Raw genomic sequence first — 24,734 nt, 5'->3', positions numbered from 1 at the left:
TGATAAAAATTATACTACTAAATTCACAAATGTTAAAATTTTGAATAAATTCCTACGAAAATGTTTTTTATATATATTTGTAATATTATTAGTATAACAATTCATTAAAAACGCTCACATTATGAAATTAAAATCACTATTATTCGCTCTCGCGATAAGTATCACCTCTACAATATTTTCTCAAAGAAATGATAGAGGATTAAATTTTGGTAACACACCTTTACCAAGTAATCTTAGGGGGTTTGCCTCATGGGATTTAATCACTGGCCTTTCAGATGATTTTAACCACAATAATAAAAACAGTGCAAAATTCAGAGACGTTTGGGCACAAAGCTATTTACCTGACCCAGGATTCAGAGGACCAGGATCAACCGTTTGGCAAGGAGGTAATTTAGTAGAAGTAAGAAACGGTAGAATGGAAGTTAGAGCACGCCCAGGTTCAGGAGGTTTGGTAAATTGCGGTATTGTAAGTTCAAAAAGAACAATACGGTATCCTGTTTATATGGAAGCACGTATAAAAGTTTCAAATATTCGAAATTCTTCAAACTTTTGGATGCTCAACAAGTGTGATAATGAAGAAATTGATGTATTAGAATGTTACGGTGGTGATCCAGATGAATTTTACTCCAAACAAATGTCTACCAACTTCCATTTATGGCACCGTAGAGGTGGACAATCTCATGGAGGCGCACAAACTACTACGAATTGTGGTGGTCGGGATTTGACTGACTTTACCTATCAAACATTTTTCCGCACCAGTAACAATGATTTTTGGAGAAACCAATTTCATACCTTTGGAGTATATTGGGCAAGCCCAACACAATTGGAATTTTATATAGATGGTGTACCTAGATTTGATGGTCAGCATTTTGTTTCTGGACGTGTAGCTAGTGGATTAAACGGTAGTTTTGCAAATGCTCGAATGCAATGTCCAAATGCTGCTGTTTTAAATTGTACTACTGAGGCACTATTAAGAAATGTACAAGGACAAAGCGGAGGTGGAGTTCCTTATCCAAACAGAGAATTTAATGATCCTACTCATATTATAATTGACACAGAGGCACATGCTGGTCGACCTGTTGAATCAGTTGGAAACTTGAACAATAACAATAAAAACGTTATGTTAGTTGACTGGGTTAGAGTATACAGACCAACTATTGGTGGTGGAGGTCCAACACCACCTCCACCACCACCAAACAATGGAGGTGGTAACGCTGGAGATGGAGCTCCAATAGGTAGTATTATTTCGTTAAGAAAAACTGGAGGTGATCGTAAATTTGTGTCCGCAGTAACTGAACTATCTAACGATTTGTATGCTAATCAAAATCGCGTTTTTGGTAATCGTCAAAAATTTAGAGTTGACAGACACCGCTCAGGAGTAGTAGCTTTATATTCATTATCGGCTCGTAAATATGTGCAATCAAATAGAAACAATCAAAATGTAATATTAAGAGCAAGAGGGAATAGCGACCGAAATTGGGAACGTTTTGAATGGAGGAATGTTGGTAATAACAGAGTTGCCTTCAGAAGCGTTCAGGCTAACAGATGGGTGCAAGCGGCTTGGAATCGAGATAATGCTCCTTTATTCCCTAAGGGTGCAGCTCCAAGAGGATGGGAAACATTTGAATGGAGAAGAGAAAGCGGAGCTAAAGTTTTAGATGATGCCTTAACTTCAGAAACAATAGCATATCCAAACCCCATACTTGGAGGTAACGACGTTATTATTGAAGGAATAAATCAAGGTGATACTATTATTTTGAGAAATAGTTCAGGAGCTGAAATTTCAACTACTACAGCGTCAGGAACTACTGAAAATATTAGTACTAATAATTTGGCTAGTGGAATTTATTTCATTCAAATTAATAACACCAAAACTTTAAAATTAATTGTAGATTAACGTCTGGAAATTTTAAATCTTAGTTTTAAAAAAAATCGCTTAGAAAGTTTTTTCTAAGCGATTTTTTTGTTTTATGAAAAATTGTTTAAGAGCAACTACATAGGATTAAAACCATCTGGGTAGTAGTTTTTTCATTTTTAACGTGATACGTTTTCCAAACAAAAACATACCATTCCGTTGCTCAAACAAAAAAGTTTTTTGCTCTAAAAGATTTATAGAGTATCAAAAACTTTATTTTAACAAGTATTTATAAATTTTTTATTGATTTAATAATAGATTTAAACAAAAATTACACAAATGGATGAGCTCACCACAGTTATAGTTACCTTAAAGCAATTATATATTGAAAATAGGCGTCAATTAAAATTTTATGAAATGTTGGGAGATCATTGTCAGCACATGAATCTTAAAACAATAATAAAAACAAATAGTGATCAAAAGTTAGACAATATAGAAGCTATTATTCATATGTTGAACGGATTCACTAAAACCAATTATAAAAATTTAGACGATTCTATTCATGTATCAATGGAATACACCAATAAGTTAAATTCAACTAATTTTTATTCTATCTTATTAATAATGATTGAACATGAACAAAATCTTATTAATGATTATTTATATGCTATTTCAATTTTAAATGACAAAGGAACGGTGTACAAAAGTTTACTGAATCAGTTGGAATCTATAAATAAAAATGTATACACTCTTCAAAACTTAATGATGCACAAACAGTAAGGTTTGCGATATTTTTTATCTGCTAATCCAAAATATTCAGAATGATTGCTTTAAACATTGTCAAGCATCAATACTTCAATTTCTGACAATAGTAAATAGTAACAGAAAACTTTGCTCTAATTTTAAATTATGTGCTTATAATATTAACTAATCTTTTTATTTGAGCATTTAAATATATTAGATTTTTATTCTATCGAATCAAAATTGAAAATAAATGGTATTTTTTGAATTAGCCTTATGCTTAATGCAGGCAACATAACCACAAGCGTTAATACTAATTTTTTTGAGTAGTTTTAGAAATAACAACAATTAAAAACTACCGACAAAATAGTCATTTGCATTTAATTAATTAAATTCGCAAAAATGTAGTTTAAGCGAATTTGGATTGTTTACAAAGTTTATATTCCAAAGGCATTTTTAGCTAAAAATTAAAATTAGACACCATTTACATGACCAAAGCATTAACTATTGTTATACCAGTGTATAATGAACAAGATAATTTAGTTCGGGTACACAAGGAATTACAGACTTACATTAATGTAGCAAAAGTACCTACGCAAGTACTTTTTGTAAATGATGGCTCAAAAGACAAAAGCCAACAGATGATAGAAGAAATTTGTGCTTCGTTTTCAAATTTCAATTATATTTTTTTTGATAAAAATTATGGATTAAGCGCAGCGTTAAAAGCTGGCTTTGATCATGTGCAAACCACATTAACAGGCTACATTGATGCCGATTTGCAAACAGACCCAAAAGAATTTGATTTGCTTTTGGAATATATTGACGCTAATGATCTTGTTACGGGGGTAAGAGCAGCCCGAAAGGATTCTATAGTAAAAAACACATCGTCAAAAATTGCAAACGGGATCCGTCGTGCCTTTACAAACGACGGTATGGACGACACGGGATGCCCCCTAAAAATTATAAAAACAGACTATGCAAAACGAATTCCTATGTTTAAGGGATTGCATCGTTTTTTACCTGCCATGATTTTGTTACAAAACGGAAAAGTAAAGCAAGTACCTGTGAGTCATTTTGAACGTATTGCAGGTACAGCAAATTTTGGAGTTTGGAACAGACTTTTAGGTCCCTTAATGGATTGCTTTGCTTATTTGTGGATGAAAAAAAAGTATATTAATTATACTGTGGCAAAAAAAGGATGAGTAACCAGCTAATAATACTCATAGGCTTTGTTGCGCAGCTTTTATTTTCTGGCCGCTCAGTGTTGCAATGGATTCTTTCCGAAAGGCATAAAAAAGTACTCACTCCCATTTTGTTTTGGAAGCTGAGTTTAATTGCCTCCTTTTTACTATTTATCTATGGATATTTACGCGATGATTTTGCCATTATGCTAGGTCAGTCTATTACCTATTTTATATACATACGCAATATTCAGCTACAAAAGCAGTGGCATTTAATTCCCAAAGTAATACAGTGGTTTCTTTATGCGTTTCCTGCAATCATTTTATTTATTGGTTACAACAATTCTGTTTATGACCGAGAATCTTTGTTTCAAAACGAAGACATTCCATTATGGCTGTTGTTGTTAGGAGTAATTGCACAAATAATATTTTCATTACGCTTTGTATACCAATGGTTTTATTCCGAAAGGAGAAAAAAATCCTCACTACCTATGGGTTTTTGGCTACTGAGTCTTTCTGGGTCACTATTGATTTTAATATATGGAATTTTTCGGAAAGATGTAGTACTACTCTTTGGTCATTCATTGGGAACAGTAATGTACGCTCGTAATATGTTAATTTTAAAAAAACAATGAAAATAGAGATAGAAAAATATCCATATCTTACAATAATACTATTTTGGTTAGGAATTTTTTGTATGCATTTGGGTGCGCTTGATCCTAACATTATGGAAGCACGAAATTTTGTAACTGCTAGAGAAATGCTCACTGATGGCAATTGGCTACTGACCACAATGGACGGGTTGCCTAGGTACGAAAAACCACCATTACCCACATGGATTGTTGCTTTTTTTGGGAAAATTTTTGGACTTGAAAATATTATATGGTTGCGCCTTCCTTCGGCATTAATTACTTTGATTGCAATGATTGTTTGTTTTGAATTTTCAAAAAAACTGACAAAACGCAAGACTTATTCATTAATTACCACACTTGTATTTGGTACATCATTTATGATAATTTTTGCAGGTCGTAATGGGACTTGGGATATTTTTGCACACAGTTTTATTCTTATAGCTGTATATTACTTGTTTCAGTTTTTCGAATCAAGCAATCAGTATTATAAATCAGCGTTAATGGCTGGCTTATTTATTGGTTTATCATTTATGAGTAAAGGACCCGTTTCACATTATTCTTTACTCCTCCCCTTTTTAATAGCCTACGGAATAGTATATAAATATAAAAATTTCGGTAAAAAATGGATGCCTTTAATTGCCATACTCCTATTGGGAGTTGTATTATCATCATGGTGGGCATATTACATTTATACTTACGACACTACGGATGCTACACGTATTGCTGAAAAAGAATCTGGCCGATGGGTTGGGTACGAAGTAAAACCTATTTACTATTACTGGAGCTTCTTTATGCAGTCCGGAGTATGGACAATTCTTGCCTTTGTATCGTTAATTTATCCCTATTTAAAAACCCGAGTATTCGATAAAAAAGTGTATAAACTAGTATTTTTATGGACCGTTGCTTCAGTAGTATTGCTGTCATTAATTCCTACTAAAAAATCTCGTTATCTATTACCAGTTTTGTTTCCATTGGCATTTACAGCAGGGTTTTACATCGAATATCTTTATCGCGCGTTTAATTCTAAAATTTCAAAGTGGGAAAAATTCCCTGTATACTTTAATTATGTATTAATCATTATTATAGGATTACTATTTCCTGCAGGAGCTTACTTGTTTTTTGGCGAAAAGCTTGAGGGATACTATTTTAATTACATACTAACTTCAGTACTATTATTTGGAACAAGTTGTTTTATTTGGTATTGCCTTTCAAAATATAACTTTCCAAAAGTATTTTATGCCACCATCGCCTTTATTTTTTTTATAATAAGTGCAGGATTTCCACTTGCAAATGCTATTATGGGAAATCCCAATTATAATTCAATTTCTAAAATTACAAACAGTTCAATTCCTGTTTACAGGTTAGAAGGGATCACTCCAGAAATGCTTTGGGATTATGGTAAGAAAACAAACCGTATTTCAGAGCAAGAATTACTTTCGATTGGCCCAAACCAGAAAATTGGTGTGCTTACTCATTTTTCTAACACAAAAGATAAGTTAAAATTTTTGGATGATGGATTTACTATTAAGTTTGTTGAAACTTTTGATCTAAATGCAGTAGACAGTACCAAACGAGGTTATAAATCTCGATTGAAAACAGATTTTTACACAGTAACCAAAGAACGATAAAATACCATCAGCGTTTTCAAGTGAGTCATAATCGATTGTATTTATCTTGATTTTTTATAAAAAGATTGCAGACTAATACCGTTTCCAACGTTAAATATTCCCCTTAAAATCATGATATGTACAACACTATCATTTTTAGTAATATTTATGGTTTTAAAACTAAAGCTACTGTAAGATATTTTTTAACTTGATTAAAATTACAGTTTTACCAACATTTAATAACGTTTATATTAATTTTTTAACTAGTGCATTTAACAGATTTTAAAAGCGAGCTACTTTACAGTATATTAATACTAATTTTTATAATAATCGCGCAAGTACTGACAAAGCGAGCTGTTAAGCAGTTCAGTTTTGTAAAAGCAATTGACGCCAACCGGAGAAAAATTGTGCTTACCCTTTCTTACTTCATATTTTATTTTTTTGCTGCTACACTACTTTCCTTAATCTGGGGTATTGAATTTAAACAACTTGCAGTATTTATTTCTTCAATTTTAGCAATTTTAGGAGTTGGTTTTTTTGCACAATGGTCCATATTATCAAATTTAACAGCCAGTGTTATTTTATTTTTCCATCATCCAGTCAGGATTGGAGATGATATACATATCATCGATAAAGACTATAACTGGAAAGGTAAGGTTAAGGACATTACAGGTTTTTATTTTTTTATCCAGTTGGAAAATGGTGATGATATCAGTTTACCAAATTCTTTAGTCATCCAAAAAGGAATACAAATTATAGAAAATAAAAAAGCAAATACCTCCAATTCCGAGTTATATGAAGAAAAAGCATTATGAGCTTTCATTAGCATTCCAAACAAGGGCTGCTGCACCTAAAATTACCAGATTTTAGTATACAAGTTCCGAAATTAACAATTTGACCCTTCCCTGTAAGCTCCGCTTTGAAAATAGAAAAGCAGAAAAATAATTTATATCTATACAAAGATATTTATCTAGCATAAAGCAAAACAATCAATGAGGCAATTTATCTCTTAAAATACCATATAAATAGGTACCAAGCAATGCGCCAACGATTACAATACCAATGCCTAAATAACCCGCCCCTAAAAGAGTAAACATAGGTCCTGGACAAGCTCCTGCTAGAGCCCATCCCAAACCAAAAATGATGCCTCCAAATAAATAGCGTTTAATTCCCTTTTGTTTATCTTCAATATAAATAGCGGATCCATCAAGCGTGTTTATATTTTTTTTCTTAATCCATTGTATCATTAAAATCCCTATAATCAAAGCAGAGCCAATGATCCCGTACATATGAAAAGCATCAAAACGAAACATTTCATAAACCCTAAACCAAGAAGCTGCCTCTGATTTAAACATGGTGATACCAAACAGGATACCAATTCCTAAGTAACTAAGTGTTTTCATACTAAAAAATTAAAGGGAACAACAAATGGGTCATAATTAAACCTCCAACAAAAAAACCCGCTACAGCGATTAAAGAAGCTAATTGAAGATTACTTAACCCCGATATAGCGTGCCCAGAGGTACATCCACCCGCATACCTAGCTCCAAAACCAACTAAAAGACCGCCTAGCAATAGTACTGCGAGTGATCTATAAGAAATGTCTGATAAATCGAATAATAGGTTTGGAACGTAAGTTTTTCCAGCATCAGAAAACCCAAGTGCCTGTAAACTATCTATAGTTTTTTCAGAAATATCTACACTTTGATCTGTAGTTAAAAAATTAGAAGCAATAGCTCCACCTATTATAGCACCGATCACTACAATCAAGTTCCATTTTTGAGTTTTCCAATCAAAATTAAAAAACGATGTGTTGTTTCCTGCCCCACATATAGTACAAAGCGTTCTCAGGTTAGAAGACATTCCAAAGGTTTTACCTACTTTTAACAAGAGAAACATCACTAAGGCTAGTATAGGCCCACTTACATACCATGCCCATGAGTTGTAAATCAAATCCATTTTATTTTTTTTCAAAGAAATATTTTTATGGTATTATTTCAAGTAACTTAGGTTACATAAGCTATATTTTAGGAAGAAATCCTCCTATATTTTTCATGTAATATTGATAATTTTCAAAAAAAGAAATCAGTCGTTTCTAAATAAATTTGAAGCTAAAAAAGGGTCTTTTTACAAACCCTTTTTTAGTATAAGAAATAGAGATTTAGGCTTCTTTTACTTTACATGTTTTAAGTCCAAAAATGGTATATAAAGGACAAAAGCTAATCAAACTTGTTAAAACAAATACTCCTGCTAAAATAATAAGTATTATTCCTAATGTTCCAGGTATAATTCCTTTCCAATATAAGCCTCCAATTATAGCTGCAATAATTATCCTAATTATTCGATCAGCATTACCCATGTTCTTTTTCATGATAAATAAATTTTAATATGTTTAAATTTTCTCAATTAACCATACTGCAAGTGTAATAATAGCTAAACAAGTAATGCATACTAACACAAGCTTTTGGTACATTTTCATATTTCAAATTTAAGCATGCCTTATAATCATTCATGTGACAAATGTTACAACTGATAAAAAATAAATAGTTTAATTAGATTTAGAAAGCTAAGTAAACTACCTCGGAGCAAGCCCACGAGGCATTCTTTTGAAACAAGCTTTCAATTTTGAGGCAAGCCTCGGGGTATTATACCCTTTGGCAGTGCCAATAAATCATAAAAGTTTGATACTACCCTGTTGCAGTCTTACTAAACCTTCATGCTCTAATTTTTTTAGTAATCTAGAAATAACTTCTCTTGATGAACCTAAATCATCGGCAATTTGTTGATGAGTGGCCTGAACTGAATTATTCCCTTTTATAGCTACTGCTTTTTTTAGATATTCCATAAGGCGTGTATCCTTATTAGAGAATGTTAATACTTTAATGACATTGATGAGCTCTAAAAATTTATGGCTGAATAATTCATATATAAACTCATTCCATTTAGGATATTTCTGAGCAATTTTTATGGCTTTATCTGTTGGAATCACTACAACTTTCGCATCTTCTTCGATAATAGCTTTTACATTACTAGCTTTGTTTCTGTTCATAAGAGTTACGGAAGTTATACAACTTTCGCCGGGCTTTATGTAATAAAGTAAGACTTCATGCCCATTTTCATCTTCTTTATAAACTTTAGCAAGGCCTTGAACTAATAGCGGTATCACCTTTACATAAGACCCTTCTTTTAAAAATACAGTACCTTTTTCTAGGTGTACAATAGAACTAATACTTGCTATTTCTTTTGTTAAGTCAGGCATCGTAGCCAATTGAGGAAAATTAGTTTGTATTGCTGTTTCTATCATTTTATTATTTTTTGATCTTTTCTCCAAGCATTGTGACCAATCTTTATTGTAAGTGCCCATACTAACTTTTTCATGTACAATTTATTTTGTGGTTGAAGGACATACATAATTTGTCGTTTCGATTTCAGATTCTTTGATTGCTTTAAATCCTCCTTTAACATCTACTAGATTATGAATGCCACGACTTTTTAAAATTGAAGCTGCGATCATACTTCGGTATCCACCAGCACAATGAATGTAAAACGTTTTCTCTTTAGGGAAATCTTCTAGAAAGTCATTAATTTGACTTAAAGGAGTATGTTTTGCTGATGGTATTCTTTCCGATAAAAACTCACCTTTTTTTCTAACATCAAAAATTGCAAGTTGGTTTGGCATTAAAGATTTTAACTGATCAGCACTACAGCCATATACTACATCATATCCTTTTCCACTTTGTTGCCAAGCAGAGAAACCTCCATCTAAATATCCTAACGTATTATCGAAACCTACACGCGATAATCTTGTTACCGCTTCTTCTTCTCGACCTTCGTCTGTTATTAGTAAAATCGGGTGTTGCACATCTCCAATAAGTGCTCCTGCCCAAGGTGCAAAACTACCATCGAGGCCAATAAATATTGAATTAGGAATATGTCCTTTAGCAAATTCATCTTGGTGTCTAACATCCAAAATTAGAGCTCCACTTTCATTAGCTAATTGTTCAAAAGCTTCAGGTGATAATGCTTTGGTACCTGTTTCTAATACTTCACTAATATCTTTATAGCCTTCTTTATTTAATTTTACATTGGCAGGAAAATAAACAGGTGGCGGTAATAGACCATCGGTAACTTCTTCTATGAATTCATCTTTAGTCATATCTGAACGTAAGGCATAATTGACTTCCTTTTGCTCACCGATGGTACCAACCGTTTCTTTACTTAAATTTTTACCACATGCAGATCCGGCCCCATGTGCTGGGTATACCAAAACATTATCATTTAAAGTCATTATTTTGTTACGCAAACTATCGTACAATATCCCCGCAAGCTCTTCTTGTGTTATATCTGCTCCTTTTTGTGCTAAGTCGGGTCTGCCAACATCTCCTAGAAACAAGGTATCTCCACTAAATAAAGCATGATCTTGCCCTTGAGCATCTTTTAAAAGGTAACAAGTACTTTCCATGGTATGCCCTGGAGTATGTATAGCAGTAATGCTTATGTCACCAAGTTGAAACTCTTGACCATCTTTTGCAATTATAGCATCAAAACTCGTCTCTGCATTTGGGCCGTAGATAATTGGTGCCCCTGTTTCCTTTGCTAGTGTAATATGGCCACTTACAAAGTCGGCATGAAAATGTGTTTCAAAAATATATTTTATACGTGCATTTCTTTCTTTCGCTTTTTCTAAATAAGGAATAACTTCCCTTAAAGGATCGATAATAGCAACTTCTCCTTTACTTTCGATATAGTATGCTCCTTGAGCTAAACATCCTGTATAAATTTGTTCTATTTTCATAATTAATTCTTTTTATTAGATTGCAAACTAATTTTACTTTGAAGATCTGTTTGTAATTTCTTTTTGGTTAAAAATTCATAGGCCGCAAGGGTATCAATGAATAAGTTATCACAGCCTATTTCATTTAATAACCCTGTTTTGTTGAATATATCTCTAATCGGACCTATAGCACTAGACACTACAAGCCTAACACCTTTGTTTTTCAGCTCTTTGATTAGACTTTTTAACATATATACCCCAGAGCTATCGATATAACTTATACTTTCAGCATTCAATACAATAGTATCAATTGTGTATTGTTGTTGTTCTAATGTTTTTAGAATTTGTTTTCTGAAAAAAGCAGCATTACCGAAATAAATTTGCGCATCGAAGCGTAAAATAAGTATCGAATTATGGGTGTCAATTTGTTCTGAAAATCGAGTTATATTTTTAAAATACGGTGTTCCTTTTACATTGCCTAAAACAGCAATATGAGGCTTAGAAGTTCTATAAACCATTAATAATAAAGAAAGAAGTACACCAAATAATAAGCCTTGTTTAATTCCCATAAAAAGGGAAAAAATAAAAGAGACTAACAATACTAGAAATTCATCTTTCCTATTTTTAAACAACTCTATGGCATAGTTAAAATTTAACAATCCTAGTACAGAAACAATAATAATCGCTCCTAGTATAGCCTTGGGCAAATAGTAAAAAAGAGGTGTTAGAAAAACAAGTACTATAGCGACTGTAAAAGCACTAATTAATGATGCTATTTTTGAATTCGCTCCTGAGTCATCATTTACAATAGTTCTTGATAAACCTCCTGTTACTGGATAGGATTGAAAGAAAGCGCCTATGATATTTAAAAAGCCAAGTGCTATTAACTCTTGATTAGGCTTAAGTTCATTTTCTTCGTGTTTGGCTTCAATAACTTTTGCTATTGAAATAGCTTCAGTATATGAAATTATAGCGAGGGTGATTGCTATTGGTATTAACTTTAAAACTAATTCATATGATAATTGAGGATATTGAAAAGAAGGTAAGCCACTAGGTATATGTCCTATAATTGAAATTCCCAACTCCTTAAGATTTAAAAAGTATGAAACTAGTAGTCCTAAAACCACTATAATTATGGGCGATGGGATGTTTTTATTCATTTTTTTAAATAAAACTAACAACAACAGCGTTCCGAAACCTAAAAGAAAGGTCGGCAAGTGGATTGATTCCCAAAAAGTATTAAAATTTAATAGCCTAAGATTATTACTATTATCTATACGATATGTGCCCAGAATATACTTTAGCTGACTGAATCCAATAGTAATAGCAGCTGCTAATGTAAAACCAGAAATCACTGGTTTTGATAAAAAATTGACTAAAAAACCTAATTTAAATATTCCAAGTAAAAAATGGATACTCCCTACGAGTAGCGCTAATAAAATGGCTGCTTGCACATACAAAGTTGTATCAAGATTTAGAGCGCCAAGACCAGCTGCTACTATCAAAGAATCCAAAGCTACAGGACCAACAGCTAATCGTTTTGAACTTCCCAAAAAGAAATATATAATTTGCGGAAATATGGCTGCATATAATCCATAAACTACAGGTAATCCTGCAATTATTGCATAAGCCATACCCTGCGGAATCAATAAAATTCCAACAGTAATACCTGCAACTATATCTCCTTTTAAATTTGACTTAGGATAGGTCGTTAACCAATTAAAATATGTTGTAAAAGATTTCACGATTAGTATTAAATAATAATCAAAACTAATATGAAGTTTCTTCTTTTACAGTAACATGAGTTACATAAGCTATTCCTTTAACAATTCAATACTATTTCTTGAAATCTTAATAGCATCTTCTTTTTCTAAAACCTTTAAAAGTCTAGAAATAACAACTCTGGAAGAGTGTAGATCAAAAGCTATCTCTTGATGAGTTGCTTGTAAAGTTGTATTTCCTGTAACTTTAGCTTTTTCTTTTAAGTAATCTAACAAACGTTCGTCCATTTTTTTTGAAGGCAACAGCATCTATGGCTGTTAGCATTTCCATTAGCCTCCCGTGATAGCTATTCAGTACAAAATTACGCCAACTTTTATATCTCACTAACCACTGTTCCATTTTTTCTACAGGGATCATAATGAGTTTTGTAGGTGTTTCTGTGACCGCTTTTATTTCACTTTTTGTATCTCTCAAACAACAATTAAGTGTCATAGCACAAGTATCTCCTTTTTCTAAAAAGTAAAGCAAAAGTTCTTCCCCGTCCTCATCGTTTCTCAGTATCTTTATAACTCCATTTAAAAGTAGCGGCATTGATTTGATATACTGACCCACTCGCATCAACTCAACCCCTTCTGAAACTTCTTTTATTACTCCAATTTTTGAAATTTCTATAAGAAGCTCCTTTTCTAAAAGGTAATCATATTGTTGCTCTAATTCTGGTATAATCATTTTGAGGTGTTTGATTTTTTATAAGATACAAAGAAATTTATCCAAATTATTTTTGATAAAGAATACAATAATGGATAAAATAAAATTACGGATAGCACAATAGCCAAAAATAATGTCATTGGAGAAGCATCAGGCAAAAATAGAAGTTGTAATACCCAAACAGATATTCCTAAAGCAACACCTAGTGCATAAGAAACATACATAGCACCATAGAAAAATCCTGTTTCTATTTCATATTTTAAATTACAATGAGAGCATTTTTTTTTGACCTTTCCCATTTTAGAGAATTGGTAAACCTTGCCTTCTAAAAAATCTCCTTCGTGACATCGAGGACATTTGAATTTTAATATGCTATATAATTTCTTTAAAAATGTCATCTTTTTTATTTCAAATGTACTTTTAGAAATAATAACATTCTGTAACTCTAGTTACATAAAAAAGAAAAGAGTGGCCTAAAAGACCACTCTTTATAAAAGTAGAAAAAAAACCTAGATTAATTATTTTCAGTAACACATCGTACACCTGCGTTACCAGGCTCCATCATTATCATTTCTCCTGGAGCATTAGAATTTTCTGTGAATACCCAAACAGCATCATTTGTAGACATTAGCGCACAATTATTATTGATAACCTGAGTTCAATTATTAAAAACATGATTTAAAGCATGTTAAAGACTCCTACAAGGTTTTGAAACCTTGTAGGCTTTTAAATTATCTAAATTTTATATCTACAAGGTCCTAAAGACCTTGCGGAATACAATAATTAATTTTAAAACAAATAATAATCAGTGCTTTATGATAAAAATATTAATCGAACTCAGGTTAAAAGTAAATTGTAAACCAGTTGGTTACTTATACTTTTTTTTTAAAGAATTTATTTGAGAAAAAACGTAGAACAGTTCAGTAGCAATTTGCAGACTTCTTTCATTGTATTTTTCTGCTTGTTGCGGTGTATTATCAAATGCTTTTGGGTCTTCAAAGGTTATTGGAATACGTTTTTCTGCACCTGCAATGAAAGGACAACCACCATCAGCCTGTGAGCAAGTCATAATAGCTGCAAATTCAGATTTTGGGTTAAAATCGTCATCTAACTTTTTTGAAAACCCGATGACTGGATGTTCATTGTCAGCATATTTAATGCTGTAAATTGGGTTTTCGTTTTTTGAAATGGGTTTTATTTGAAAACCTGAGTTCTTCAAAGTTTCTACAACCATAGGGAAAAGTGCTGTTGCCTCTGTTCCTCCTGAATAACAAAACACGTTTTTAATATTAAAGTAATTAGCCATAGTTTGAGCCCAAACTTGCGATAAATGACTTCTTCGTGAATTGTGAGTACAAATGAAATTGATACGGATTTCTTTGTTTTCAGAAACTTTTGACTGAATAAAATCCACTAGCGGTTGTAAAACTTCTTTACGCTCGCTTGTAATTGTTTGAGGATTTAATCCTTTAATTACATTTTCTATTTCTGAAAACAGAATTGGTTTTGTTGTTATCATTTTTATAAGATTTATTCATTTAGCAACATCCAGAACCTGGTGCACAACTCTTTGTTGATTGTGTTTGTAATTCAGCTATTTTCACTTTTTGTTTTTCTTGTGGAATGCCACATTGGTCTTTAGCCAAACAGTCGGTTTGTTTGTTGGTTAGCAAGAAATGATGCCCGTCAAAATCAAGTCCGAACTTTCCAATGGTATCTGCTTGATATTCTACTTCGATTTCTAAATTGTCAATTCCCAAAACCTTTTCAGAAAGCTCGATGATGCTCAACAGTTTTTCTGGGTGCAGTCTGTGGTCATAGTCGTCTGCATTCCAAAGCTGAAAGTTTACAACTTCTTCGTTTCTTACCGTTCCACCACAATCAATAAAATGTTTGGTGATTTTACCGACCTCTGTAACGTGAAAATGGCTTGGTACCAATTCTCCGTTTGGTAACTGAAAACCTATAGTTTTTAATTTCGCTAATTCTGATTTTACTTGTGATAATTTCATAATTATATTTGTTTATTGCGATTATACGATTAATGGATTCAAATTTTTTTAACAATAATCTTCTGTATTAGCGCTATCTTGATTTAAAAATTGAAACATAACATCTTTCATCTTTGCCCAATTTTCGGTGTCAATACAATAGCACACGCTTGTTCCTTCAACATTACCTTTAATTAGTCCTAAGTTTCGTAACTCTTTTAAATGCTGAGAGATTGTAGGTTGTGCCAAACCAATTTCATCTACCAAATTACCACAGTAACAGGAATCCATCTTAAATAATTGCTCTAATATGGCTACTCGCGCCGGATGCGCAAACACTTTGGCAAATAGGGCAACTTCGTTTTGAATATCTGTAAAAATTTCTGATTTGGTTAACCCCATTACTTACTATATTAATTCATTGCAATTTTACGATTAATATGTTACTATTCCAAAAAAATAGCTGTACTTAATTGCAGTAAACTTAACAATCATCTACAAAACATTTGTAGATATGAATAAAGAGCGAATCAGAGAAAATGAAATTGCCGTAAAAGCAATTAAAGAGATTGATAAAAAACTAGACCGATTAGAAGAAAGATTCGTTTTTGAAGAAATTAATAGTGACCAATACAAAAGATTCAAAGGTAGACTCGAATCTGAAAAGGTCGAAAAAGAAAATTTATTATCATCTTCTGAGTTTAATAGTTCGAACCTTAAAAAAGCAATAGAAAGAGCTTTAAAAATAGCTCTTAACCTACCTAAAAGTAGAGTTTAGGAGATATTGAAACCAAAAGAAAAATTCATTATATGCTATTTCCTGAAGGTTTGGGGTATGACTTCGAAAACGACCGAGTTCGAACTTTTCGAGTAAACTCAATTTTCAACGTAATCAGCAGTATTTCAGACAAAAAAAGAGTCAAAAAAAAGCGAAATCAACACTATAAAAGTGAAGATTCCGCTTTGGTGACCGCGGAGGGATTCGAACCCCCAACCCTCAGAGCCGAAATCTGATATTCTATCCAGTTGAACTACGCAGCCTTTGTTAGTTACCAGTTACCAGTTACCAGTTACCAGTTACCAGTTACCAGTTAAATAAAAACAGACTCTTGACTTCTTTATTGTTTCTTTACTTATATTTTTTAATAACTACTTACTCAAAACCGACAACTCAAAAACAAACTACGATGATAATTTCGCTTTTACTATAGTCGAAATGGTTTTTCCATCGGCTTTACCTGCCAATTTACCTGAAACTTGACCCATTACTTTACCCATATCCTTCATGCCTTCTGCTCCAGTAGCGGCTATTACTTCTTCTACTACTTTTGCTACTTCTTCTTCGCTTAATTGTGCAGGTAAAAATTTAGAGATCACTTCGGCTTGTGCTAATTCAAGTTCCGCTAAGTCTTCACGGCCTTGTTCTGTAAAAATAACAGCGCTATCCTTACGTTGTTTTACTAACTTCTGTAAAATTTTTAGCTCCTGATCTTCAGTTAATTCTTCCTTTGACCCCGTTTCTGTTTGTGCTAATAATATAGCGGATTTTACTGCACGTAATGATGCTAAAGCATTTTGGTCTTTAGCCTTCATTGCTTCTTTCATGGCAGTCATGATATCTTTAGATAAACTCATATTCTTTTAAGTATTAAGTAGTCAAGTACAAAGTACTCAGACTTTTCTTTGTATTATTTTATTGAAACCATTGGCTACAAAACTCACTGTAATGGAGGTTTAATCTACATTGTCATGAAGAAATGAATTGTTTCTTCGCAATTGCAAATCATCATTACTATCTGTGCTTAAGGTAGTACGTGATATAACTCCTGAATCTTTCTTTTTATCTAAGTCCAAACCCGCTCTTTTGTAAGCTGGCTGCTTTTCAATATCATCAATATTTGAAGCATTTGACCTAAATTTATAGTTAAAATCCTTCATGTGCGCACGTCTTTCCGATGCTCTTGAGCGTAACACTTCTGAAATTGGTTGATCCAACGGGTCACCTCCTGATCCTACCTCTTTTGTGGCTATTTCAGGAGCTGATGAACCAACTGTTTTCTTTTCAAAAGTAACACCTTGATCATCTTCATCAGCAACGGCTACCTCTTCAGGCTCTTCCTCCAATTGGTAACGCACCACAGGGCTATCTATACTAGTTTCTGTTGCCACCACCTGACCAGCAACTGTTTCCTCATTAATTTCTGCTGACTTAATTTCTATTTCATCATTTACTTCGATGTCTTTGGTAGCCTCCGGTGTAGTTAAATCAAACGTGAACGTCATTTGCTCACTTTCTTCTTCATTTACAGGATCAACCACTTCAATATCTTTTACCTCAATTTCATTAATGATCTGTTGGGTATTAATAATTACAAAATCATCATTTGCCACTTTTTCCGTAAAACCACTTACTTCCTCAGGAGTTACTACATTTATGTTTTTTATGTATTCCGTTGTCGGCATCAATAAACTCTCTTTTATAGGAGTTTCCTCTACAGCCTCAAACAAATCATGCACTATAATTTCAGGCTTTTCTTCCTCTTTAGGTACCTCTACTACTCTTGGTTTTTTGGGAGTAGCGAGTTCAGGTGCTGTTTTTTTCGAAGGTAATTCAGCGGCACTCGTATTTACTGATGATAATTGCTGTTCTGCTTTCTGGTCTTCGCTAAGCGAATGAATAATTTTTCTGGTTTCCGTATTTACAATATCGTCTTGCTGTTCGGCATCAAAACCCGTAGCTATTACCGTAACTGAAATTGAATCATCCAAGGTTTCGTCATCTCCTACCCCCATAATAATATTAGCGCCATAGCCTGCTTCACTTTGGATATGATCATTAATTTCGCCAATTTCATCAATAGTAATTTCTTCTTTCCCAGAAACAATTAATAACAATACATTTTTAGCTCCTGTAATTTTATTATCGTTTAATAGTGGAGAATCTAAAGCTTTTACAATAGCATCATTTGCACGCTGCGCACCAGAAGCATTTGCCGAACCCATAATTGCCGTTCCACTGTTGCTCAATACTGTTTTCGCATCGCGCAAGTCAATATTTTGAGTGTAGTGGTGTGTAATTACCTCAGCAATTCCTCTTGAAGCTGTTGCCAACACCTCATCAGCTTTAGAGAATCCTGCTTTAAACCCTAAATTTCCGTATACTTCACGAAGTTTGTTATTATTAATAACTATAAGAGAATCTACTTCGCTACGTAATTTTTCAACACCTGCCTGGGCTTGTTGATTACGCATACGGCCTTCAAACTGAAAGGGAACAGTTACAATACCAACCGTAAGAATATTAAGTTCGCGCGCCATTTTAGCAATAATTGGTGCCGCACCCGTACCCGTACCGCCCCCCATACCTGCTGTAATAAATACCATTTTGGTATTTACACCTAACATGCTCACTATATCCTCGTAGCTTTCTAAGGCTGCCTGCTCACCAATTTCAGGATTAGCACCTGCGCCTAAACCTTCGGTTAAGGAAACCCCTAACTGAATTTTATTTGGAATACTACTATTCTCCAAAGCTTGAGAATCAGTATTACAAATAACAAAGTCTACCCCTTTAATTCCTTGTTGAAACATATGATTGATAGCATTGCTACCTCCACCACCTACACCAATCACTTTAATTACATTGGATTGGTTTTTAGGCATGTCAAAAGAAATGTTTGCTAACCCGTCTTGAGTACTCATATTTTTTCTTCTTGTGTTGTAATCAGTATTGAAAAAAATCAACTCTGATTGTTATCTATCCCTTTAATTCTCTTACTATTTCGTTTCTCCTTTCAGCTTTGGACAAGTCTCAGTTTATTCAGCGTTATCCAAAAACTCTTTAAATTTGTCTGCCCAACGCTCAAGCATTCCTTTTTTAGGTGCTGATATTGGTCTTGATGGCGCTTGCGGTTCTTCTATTTCATTTTCATCAGCAATTTCAGATGCTTTGGCAGTTTCTTTTTCCAGTGATTGTTCCACCTCATCATCCACTTTTGTTTCTTCTTCCAATCGCTTTTTAGCTTCCAAATTATCCATGACCAAACCTACAGCCGTTGCATATAATGGACTAGTAGTTTCAGGATCGCTATCACCAGCCAAATGCTCATTTGGATAACCAATACGCGTATCCATACCCGTAATGTATTCCACCAATTGCTTTAAATGCTTTAGCTGCGCTCCACCTCCAGTTAATACTATCCCTGCAATAAGCTGTTTTTTGGTACTTTCGTGCCCGTAATTTTTAACTTCTTGAAAAACTAATTCAATAATTTCTACTACGCGCGCATGAATTATTTTGGATAAGTTTTTTAGTGAAATTTCCTTAGGTTCGCGTCCACGCAATCCTGGAATACTTACTATTTCATTATCCTTATTTTCACCAGGCCACGCAGATCCAAATTTTACTTTTAATAATTCCGCTTGCTTTTCAATAATGGAACACCCTTCCTTGATATCCTCAGTAACTACATTCCCACCAAAAGGAATTACTGCGGTATGACGAATAATACCATCTTTAAAAATGGCCAGATCAGTAGTTCCACCACCAATATCAATTAATGCAACACCTGCTTCCTTTTCCTCCTGACTCAAAACGGCATTTGCTGAAGCTAAAGGCTCCAGTGTTATACCTGATAATTGCAAGCCTGAACTTTTTACGCAACGTCCAATATTTCGAATGGAAGTTATTTGCCCCACCACTACATGAAAATTAGCTTCCAATCGACCGCCATACATCCCAATCGGTTCATTTATTTCGGCCTGACCGTCAACTTTATATTCTTGCGGCAGTACGTGTAAAATCTCTTCGCCAGGAAGCATCACTAGTTTGTGCACCTGATTGCATAAATTTTCAATATCAGCGCCATCAATTACCTCTTCCGAATCATTGCGGACTATATAATCACTATGTTGCAAACTACGAATATGCTGCCCAGCTATACCCACAGTAACATCTTCAATTTTAATTCCGGCAGCACTCTCAGATTCTTGTATGGCTTGTTGTATGGACTGTATTGTTTGCGTAATATTGTTAACTACACCTCGGTGCACCCCCAAACTTTTGGACTTGCCAATACCTAACACCTCCATTTTCCCATACTCATTGTAACGACCAACCATAGCAACTATTTTGGTTGTTCCAATGTCTAAGCCTACTGCAATATTCTGCTGTTCCATTATTAAATTTTTGTACAAATTACTTGGTTAGTAATGCCTAGATCAACTAATGCATACATTTCAAACAATTTATCTTTTTGAGCCTTTGCATAAAAGGCTTTAAGGTTTTTAAATTTTAAATCTAAATTTGAAATATCTCCAATACGTACTGAAAAATCATGATTTCTCACACGTAAGCTGTAGTTATTATCTGACAAGCAATTAATTCCTACCACTGATTTTTCTAAAAAATAATCTTCCTTAATTTTTTCAAGAAGCACTAATAAATCATTTTTATGCTTTGGCGCAAAATAATATACCAAAGGTACCCTCACAGAGTTATTTTGTGACAGCGGCATCAATTTACCGCTGGTGTCAATATATTTTGGTTCAGAACCATAAATTCTTGCCACAGGCACTCGCTGCGCCACCTGAGCGCTAATACGTCCATTTACAGCAACATAAACCTCCGCATTATCAACATAAATTTCATTTTCAATTAATTGTTCTCGTTCATTCAAAACTAAAACTTCTTTTGTAGGAATGCTATCGTTTTTTGCTTTTTGTATCAACAGTTTATTAACGAAATCTTCCGACAAAAAAAGTCGTTGATCCCCAATAAATTCCACTTTATCTTGTACTAATTTTCTTTGATAATTCCTTTCTTTAGCAAACACAAACAATCCGACTAAAACGATTAATGCCACTACAATTCCGATGGGATACTTAATTTTTTTCATGACAATAATGCTGTTTTAAGTTTAAAAACTTCGGCACCAATATCTCCTGCCCCTATGGTTACAATGACATCTGCATCACTTTCTTTAACCTCATTTGCCAATGCTTCTTTTTTTACTAATTTTTTATTCTCATTAGCCACCAAGGACAATAACCATTCCGAAGTAATCCCTTCCATAGGCAACTCCCGTGCAGGATAAATGTCCATAAGTAAAAGCGCATCAAATTGACTTAAACTTCGTCCAAACTCATTAGCAAAATCTTTTGTTCTACTAAATAAATGAGGCTGAAAAATGGCTAACACCTTTTTGTTCGGATGCATTTGCCTTACTGCTTGATGCAAAGCATCAATTTCTGTTGGGTGATGCGCATAATCATCAATAAAAACCAAATCTGGTGTTTTTATTTGGTAACTAAAACGACGTTGCACCCCTTTGAAAGATTGTAAAGCCTTTGCTAAGTTATCGGTCGGGGAACCAAATTTTAAAGCCATAGCAAAGGCTGTTATTGCATTAGTCAAGTTATGAAAACCTGGTAGGCTTACATGCAAATTTTTAATAGTTTGTGTTGGGGTTTTTAAATCAAACACATAACTCCCATTGTCTATTTTTATATTTTGAGCCGCATAATCAGCATCATTATTAATACCAACGGTTACCCCTTCCATTGGCAAGCCTTTTACTACTAGTAACTCATTTTTGGTTAGTGACGCAAATTCTTTAAATGAATCCGTAAGTGCTTCATGTGCCCCATAAATATCCAAATGATCTGCATCCATTGATGTAATTGCCGAAATGTTTGGAAATAACTGCAAAAAAGAACGATCAAATTCATCTGCCTCTACCACAACCACCTCATTACCGCTACTAATATAATTTGACTGGTAATTTTCGCTTATTCCACCTAAAAAAGCGGTTACTTTTTCACCCGATGCATATAATAAATGTGCTAAAATTGTTGATGTAGTTGTTTTTCCATGTGTTCCAGCTACTGCTAACGTAAACGTATCTTTGGTTATAAAACCAAGCACTTTAGCCCGCTTATGTACTTGAAATTCGTTATTTTGAAAGTACACCAACTGCTCATGTTTCGCTGGTACTGCCGGTGTGTACACAATTAAAGTGGACGAACATTCTAAAAAACAGTCAGCCACTTCACTAACTGACTCATTAAATGTAACATCAACCCCCAAATCAATTAAAGCAGTGGTTATTTCAGTAGGTGTTTTATCATACCCTCCAACTTTTTTGCCAATGCTCACAAAATAACGCGCAATAGCACTCATACCGATACCACCAATACCAATAAAATAAACGTTCTTTATGTTTTCTAACCCTTTCAACTAGTCCTTAATTAATTCTTCAATTTCAGCAACAATATCTTTTGTAGCCTCTGGTTTTGCTAAACTTTTAAAGTTTACACTTAGCTTTTCAATAAGTTTGCTATCATTCAAAAGCATTACTATCGTGTTTTCAAATTCTGTTGCTAATACGTCCTGCTTTAGCATAAATGCAGCCTCAGCATTTACAATAGCCTGAGCATTTTTGGTTTGATGATCTTCTGCCACATAAGGCGAAGGAATAAATAATACTGGCTTACCAACTACCGCTAGCTCAGAAACTGAACTTGCTCCTGCTCTTGAAATTATACAATTAGCCAAGCTATACGCCAAATCCATCCGATCAATATAGGCTACAACTTTTAAAGTATCAGTAGCCAAATGTTTAAAGCGCTCAAAATACAACTCACCACACTGCCACAGTACCTGTACATTATTCGCTTTAAAAAAGTCAACTTTTGCAGCTATTAACTCATTAATTGCCTTTGCTCCTAAACTCCCTCCCAATACTAATATGGTTTTTGTAGCTTCTTTCAATCCAAAATAGTGTGCCGCTTCCGCAGAAGAAATACGTTCATTTAAAATATCCCTACGTATAGGGTTTCCGGTTAACACTACTTTTTCTTTCGAAAAAAATCGTTCAAGACCAGGATAGGCTACACATATTTTTTTGGCATTACCTGCCAATAACTTATTTGTAATTCCAGGGAACGAATTTTGTTCCTGAATTAAGGTTGGCACATTCATCCAACCTGCCATTTTTAATAATGCCGCACTGGCAAATCCTCCCGTGCCAATAGCAATTGTCGGTTGTTGTTTTTTTATAATACGAAAAGACCTCCATAAGCTGCTCAACAATTTAAATGGGAGCAACAAATTTTTAAGCGACAATTTTCTTTGAATTCCACTAATCCACAATCCTTCTATAGCATAACCTGCTTTAGGCACTTTTTGCATTTCCATACGATCACTAGCACCTACAAACAAAAAATTGGCATCAGGATATTTCTCTTTTAACGCATCCGCAATAGCGATTGCCGGATAAATATGCCCGCCAGTTCCACCTCCTGATATTACAAATGATTTTTTATTCATAGTGTTTCACTCAATATATCTAAAGGGTTTTCTTCGCCCATTTCCTTTTCCTCAATGGGTGCAGATTTAACGCTTACACTAATTACAATACCTAGCGCTAAACACGTCATCCAAATAGAGGTTCCTCCGCTACTCACTAATGGTAATGTTTGTCCGGTTACAGGAAATAATTCTACTGCAACCGCCATATTAATTAATGCCTGAAAAACAATTGGCAATCCAACACCTAGCACTAATAATTTTCCAAAAATGTCCTGACATTTATGAGATATAATGATTAAACGTGCCAACACCAGTAAATAAGCAAACATAATCCCTACTGCACCAACAATCCCAAACTCTTCCACCACAATAGCATAAATAAAGTCGGATGAAGATTGGGGTAAAAAGTTCTTTTGAACGCTTTTCCCCGGACCTTTACCTACTAACCCTCCTGTAGCTATAGCAATTTTAGCACGCTCAATTTGGTAATTATCTTTACTATTTTCGCTGTCATCCATAAAGTTTTCAATACGACTCTTCCACGTATCTACTCTATTTGAAAAAGCACCAGGAAACGCCTTAGCTGCCAACACAAACAAAGTCAAAAACAATAATCCTGTAGCAAAAATAATTGACAGATACTTTAAGGGATATCCTCCAATAAATACTAACATAATCACCATTGAAAAAATAATTGCCGCTGTTGAAAAGTTTGCAGGTAAAATACAGGCCACCACCAACAAAACAGGCAACCAAAGTGGTAATATCGTTGCTTTAAAAGTATACGTTTTAGACGCAATTTTTGCTAAATATCGTGCTACAAAACTCAACAAAACTACCGATGCCAGTGTACTGGTTTGAAATGTGACTCCAACCACCGGAATGCGAATCCACCTACTTGCATTTGCCCCTCCAATAGTAGTTCCCTGCGCAATAGTTACAATTAATAAAATGATAGCAATAGGCAACATTATTATGGAAAGCCCTTTAAAGTAATTGTATGGTATTTTGTGTACACCATAAACTATTAAAAAGCCTAAGCCTAAATGCACCGCATGCTTAATTAAATACTTAAACGTATCTCCATTTCCATATAAATAAGCTAAATTACTACTGGCACTATATACAGGCATAAATGAAAATAATGCTAACAGACCTGCCAAAGCCCAAAGCACCTTATCTCCTTGTATGTTTAATAAAGCCTGTTTCATT

Annotated in this window: 24 protein-coding genes, 1 tRNA gene and 1 pseudogene; 7 read left to right on the top strand and 19 right to left on the bottom strand. The window is 33.9% G+C overall.

The genetic code is table 11. From position 1 onward, the window contains the following. Positions 1–121 precede the first annotated feature (121 nt). The 6 genes from GMC_RS0116710 (at position 122) to GMC_RS0116685 (ending at position 6,831) form a co-directional block, all read left to right on the top strand. Positions 122–1,897, top strand: a complete 1,776-nt coding sequence (locus tag GMC_RS0116710; protein ID WP_010523235.1) for a T9SS type A sorting domain-containing protein — start codon at positions 122–124, stop codon at positions 1,895–1,897. A gap of 297 nt (positions 1,898–2,194) precedes the next feature. Then, positions 2,195–2,635 carry a hypothetical protein gene (locus GMC_RS0116705; RefSeq protein ID WP_010523234.1) on the top strand — a complete coding sequence of 147 codons (441 nt, stop codon included), beginning with the start codon at positions 2,195–2,197 and terminating at the stop codon, positions 2,633–2,635. A gap of 449 nt (positions 2,636–3,084) precedes the next feature. Then, positions 3,085–3,798 (top strand): glycosyltransferase, encoded by a 714-nt coding sequence (locus tag GMC_RS0116700; protein WP_010523233.1) that lies wholly within the window; start codon positions 3,085–3,087, stop codon positions 3,796–3,798. Further along, the gene (locus GMC_RS0116695) at positions 3,795–4,412 is read left to right on the top strand and encodes a lipid-A-disaccharide synthase N-terminal domain-containing protein (protein WP_010523232.1); all 618 of its coding nucleotides are present in this window, start codon (positions 3,795–3,797) and stop codon (positions 4,410–4,412) included. Before GMC_RS0116700 ends, GMC_RS0116695 begins: the two co-directional genes overlap by 4 nt. Continuing rightward, positions 4,409–6,037 carry an ArnT family glycosyltransferase gene (locus GMC_RS0116690; RefSeq protein WP_010523231.1) on the top strand — a complete coding sequence of 543 codons (1,629 nt, stop codon included), beginning with the start codon at positions 4,409–4,411 and terminating at the stop codon, positions 6,035–6,037. The genes GMC_RS0116695 and GMC_RS0116690 overlap by 4 nt, the downstream gene beginning before the upstream one ends. 245 nt (positions 6,038–6,282) lie before the next feature. Next, positions 6,283–6,831: a mechanosensitive ion channel domain-containing protein gene (locus GMC_RS0116685; RefSeq protein WP_010523230.1), complete on the top strand. Its 549-nt coding sequence runs from the start codon at positions 6,283–6,285 to the stop codon at positions 6,829–6,831. 174 nt (positions 6,832–7,005) lie between these two features. Here the strand turns inward: GMC_RS0116685 and GMC_RS0116680 are convergent, their stop codons facing one another. From GMC_RS0116680 to GMC_RS0116620, 11 genes and pseudogenes are all read right to left on the bottom strand, one after another. Next, positions 7,006–7,419: a DUF6691 family protein gene (locus GMC_RS0116680; protein ID WP_010523229.1), complete on the bottom strand. Its 414-nt coding sequence runs from the start codon at positions 7,417–7,419 to the stop codon at positions 7,006–7,008. Between the two features lies 1 nt (position 7,420). Next, complete coding sequence (locus GMC_RS0116675; RefSeq protein ID WP_010523228.1) at positions 7,421–7,975, bottom strand: YeeE/YedE family protein; 555 nt, start codon at positions 7,973–7,975, stop codon at positions 7,421–7,423. 202 nt (positions 7,976–8,177) lie between these two features. Continuing rightward, a complete protein-coding gene (locus GMC_RS0116670; RefSeq protein ID WP_029489862.1) occupies positions 8,178–8,387 on the bottom strand; it encodes a YgaP family membrane protein in 210 nt (69 codons plus the stop codon). A gap of 300 nt (positions 8,388–8,687) precedes the next feature. Further along, positions 8,688–9,320: a Crp/Fnr family transcriptional regulator gene (locus GMC_RS0116665; protein WP_010523226.1), complete on the bottom strand. Its 633-nt coding sequence runs from the start codon at positions 9,318–9,320 to the stop codon at positions 8,688–8,690. 81 nt (positions 9,321–9,401) lie between these two features. Beyond that, the gene (locus GMC_RS0116655; RefSeq protein ID WP_010523225.1) at positions 9,402–10,811 is read right to left on the bottom strand and encodes an MBL fold metallo-hydrolase; all 1,410 of its coding nucleotides are present in this window, start codon (positions 10,809–10,811) and stop codon (positions 9,402–9,404) included. Positions 10,812–10,813: 2 nt separating this feature from the next. Next, on the bottom strand, positions 10,814–12,535 hold the full coding sequence (locus GMC_RS0116650) for a SulP family inorganic anion transporter (RefSeq protein WP_010523224.1): 1,722 nt from the start codon (positions 12,533–12,535) through the stop codon (positions 10,814–10,816). Positions 12,536–12,604: 69 nt separating this feature from the next. Continuing rightward, positions 12,605–13,238, bottom strand: a pseudogene (locus GMC_RS20200) (Crp/Fnr family transcriptional regulator). Further along, positions 13,238–13,618 carry a DUF983 domain-containing protein gene (locus tag GMC_RS0116640; RefSeq protein ID WP_010523221.1) on the bottom strand — a complete coding sequence of 127 codons (381 nt, stop codon included), beginning with the start codon at positions 13,616–13,618 and terminating at the stop codon, positions 13,238–13,240. The pseudogene GMC_RS20200 and the gene GMC_RS0116640 overlap by 1 nt, the downstream one beginning before the upstream one ends. A 470-nt stretch (positions 13,619–14,088) precedes the next feature. Then, positions 14,089–14,739 (bottom strand): arsenate-mycothiol transferase ArsC, encoded by a 651-nt coding sequence (locus GMC_RS0116630; RefSeq protein ID WP_010523220.1) that lies wholly within the window; start codon positions 14,737–14,739, stop codon positions 14,089–14,091. Positions 14,740–14,758: 19 nt separating this feature from the next. Then, positions 14,759–15,232 carry a DUF6428 family protein gene (locus GMC_RS0116625; protein WP_010523219.1) on the bottom strand — a complete coding sequence of 158 codons (474 nt, stop codon included), beginning with the start codon at positions 15,230–15,232 and terminating at the stop codon, positions 14,759–14,761. 48 nt (positions 15,233–15,280) lie between these two features. Beyond that, complete coding sequence (locus tag GMC_RS0116620; protein WP_010523218.1) at positions 15,281–15,613, bottom strand: ArsR/SmtB family transcription factor; 333 nt, start codon at positions 15,611–15,613, stop codon at positions 15,281–15,283. A gap of 112 nt (positions 15,614–15,725) precedes the next feature. Between GMC_RS0116620 and GMC_RS0116615 the strand changes: the two genes are divergently transcribed. Then, a complete protein-coding gene (locus tag GMC_RS0116615; RefSeq protein WP_010523217.1) occupies positions 15,726–15,989 on the top strand; it encodes a hypothetical protein in 264 nt (87 codons plus the stop codon). Positions 15,990–16,175: 186 nt separating this feature from the next. On the opposite strand, the gene GMC_RS0116610 is transcribed toward GMC_RS0116615, so the two are convergent. The 8 genes from GMC_RS0116610 to GMC_RS0116575 form a co-directional block, all read right to left on the bottom strand. Continuing rightward, a tRNA-Arg gene (locus tag GMC_RS0116610) sits at positions 16,176–16,252 on the bottom strand. 141 nt (positions 16,253–16,393) lie between these two features. Continuing rightward, entirely contained in the window at positions 16,394–16,846 is a 453-nt protein-coding gene (locus tag GMC_RS0116605) for a GatB/YqeY domain-containing protein (RefSeq protein WP_010523216.1), read from the bottom strand. A 99-nt stretch (positions 16,847–16,945) separates the two neighbouring features. Beyond that, positions 16,946–18,913, bottom strand: a complete 1,968-nt coding sequence (gene ftsZ, locus GMC_RS0116600) for a cell division protein FtsZ (RefSeq protein WP_010523215.1) — start codon at positions 18,911–18,913, stop codon at positions 16,946–16,948. Positions 18,914–19,027: 114 nt separating this feature from the next. After that, positions 19,028–20,389, bottom strand: coding sequence for a cell division protein FtsA (ftsA, locus tag GMC_RS0116595; protein WP_010523214.1), 1,362 nt, complete (start codon positions 20,387–20,389; stop codon positions 19,028–19,030). Positions 20,390–20,391: 2 nt separating this feature from the next. After that, positions 20,392–21,108 carry a cell division protein FtsQ/DivIB gene (locus tag GMC_RS0116590; protein WP_010523213.1) on the bottom strand — a complete coding sequence of 239 codons (717 nt, stop codon included), beginning with the start codon at positions 21,106–21,108 and terminating at the stop codon, positions 20,392–20,394. Then, on the bottom strand, positions 21,105–22,448 hold the full coding sequence (murC, locus tag GMC_RS0116585) for a UDP-N-acetylmuramate--L-alanine ligase (RefSeq protein ID WP_010523212.1): 1,344 nt from the start codon (positions 22,446–22,448) through the stop codon (positions 21,105–21,107). The genes GMC_RS0116590 and murC overlap by 4 nt, the downstream gene beginning before the upstream one ends. Beyond that, a complete protein-coding gene (gene murG / locus GMC_RS0116580) occupies positions 22,449–23,540 on the bottom strand; it encodes an undecaprenyldiphospho-muramoylpentapeptide beta-N-acetylglucosaminyltransferase (RefSeq protein ID WP_010523211.1) in 1,092 nt (363 codons plus the stop codon). Then, positions 23,537–24,733 (bottom strand): FtsW/RodA/SpoVE family cell cycle protein, encoded by a 1,197-nt coding sequence (locus GMC_RS0116575; protein WP_010523210.1) that lies wholly within the window; start codon positions 24,731–24,733, stop codon positions 23,537–23,539. Before GMC_RS0116575 ends, murG begins: the two co-directional genes overlap by 4 nt. Between the last annotated feature and the right edge of the window lies 1 nt (position 24,734).

The sequence above is a fragment of the Aquimarina agarivorans genome (assembly GCF_000218485.1).
Classification (GTDB): Bacteria; Bacteroidota; Bacteroidia; order Flavobacteriales; family Flavobacteriaceae; genus Aquimarina; species Aquimarina agarivorans.
The sequence above is the reverse complement of the archived record's forward strand: the minus strand, read 5'-3'. Positions and strand labels throughout refer to the sequence as shown.

Coding starts and splice junctions, on each gene's coding strand:
- GMC_RS0116710 (WP_010523235.1), top strand. CDS start 122: ATGAAATTAAAATCACTATTATTCGCTCTCGCGATAAGTATCACCTCT.
- GMC_RS0116705 (WP_010523234.1), top strand. CDS start 2,195: ATGGATGAGCTCACCACAGTTATAGTTACCTTAAAGCAATTATATATT.
- GMC_RS0116700 (WP_010523233.1), top strand. CDS start 3,085: ATGACCAAAGCATTAACTATTGTTATACCAGTGTATAATGAACAAGAT.
- GMC_RS0116695 (WP_010523232.1), top strand. CDS start 3,795: ATGAGTAACCAGCTAATAATACTCATAGGCTTTGTTGCGCAGCTTTTA.
- GMC_RS0116690 (WP_010523231.1), top strand. CDS start 4,409: ATGAAAATAGAGATAGAAAAATATCCATATCTTACAATAATACTATTT.
- GMC_RS0116680 (WP_010523229.1), bottom strand. CDS start 7,419: ATGAAAACACTTAGTTACTTAGGAATTGGTATCCTGTTTGGTATCACC.
- GMC_RS0116675 (WP_010523228.1), bottom strand. CDS start 7,975: ATGGATTTGATTTACAACTCATGGGCATGGTATGTAAGTGGGCCTATA.
- GMC_RS0116670 (WP_029489862.1), bottom strand. CDS start 8,387: ATGAAAAAGAACATGGGTAATGCTGATCGAATAATTAGGATAATTATT.
- GMC_RS0116665 (WP_010523226.1), bottom strand. CDS start 9,320: ATGATAGAAACAGCAATACAAACTAATTTTCCTCAATTGGCTACGATG.
- GMC_RS0116655 (WP_010523225.1), bottom strand. CDS start 10,811: ATGAAAATAGAACAAATTTATACAGGATGTTTAGCTCAAGGAGCATAC.
- GMC_RS0116640 (WP_010523221.1), bottom strand. CDS start 13,618: ATGACATTTTTAAAGAAATTATATAGCATATTAAAATTCAAATGTCCT.
- GMC_RS0116630 (WP_010523220.1), bottom strand. CDS start 14,739: ATGATAACAACAAAACCAATTCTGTTTTCAGAAATAGAAAATGTAATT.
- GMC_RS0116625 (WP_010523219.1), bottom strand. CDS start 15,232: ATGAAATTATCACAAGTAAAATCAGAATTAGCGAAATTAAAAACTATA.
- GMC_RS0116620 (WP_010523218.1), bottom strand. CDS start 15,613: ATGGGGTTAACCAAATCAGAAATTTTTACAGATATTCAAAACGAAGTT.
- GMC_RS0116615 (WP_010523217.1), top strand. CDS start 15,726: ATGAATAAAGAGCGAATCAGAGAAAATGAAATTGCCGTAAAAGCAATT.
- GMC_RS0116605 (WP_010523216.1), bottom strand. CDS start 16,846: ATGAGTTTATCTAAAGATATCATGACTGCCATGAAAGAAGCAATGAAG.
- ftsZ (WP_010523215.1), bottom strand. CDS start 18,913: ATGAGTACTCAAGACGGGTTAGCAAACATTTCTTTTGACATGCCTAAA.
- ftsA (WP_010523214.1), bottom strand. CDS start 20,389: ATGGAACAGCAGAATATTGCAGTAGGCTTAGACATTGGAACAACCAAA.
- GMC_RS0116590 (WP_010523213.1), bottom strand. CDS start 21,108: ATGAAAAAAATTAAGTATCCCATCGGAATTGTAGTGGCATTAATCGTT.
- murG (WP_010523211.1), bottom strand. CDS start 23,540: ATGAATAAAAAATCATTTGTAATATCAGGAGGTGGAACTGGCGGGCAT.
- GMC_RS0116575 (WP_010523210.1), bottom strand. CDS start 24,733: ATGAAACAGGCTTTATTAAACATACAAGGAGATAAGGTGCTTTGGGCT.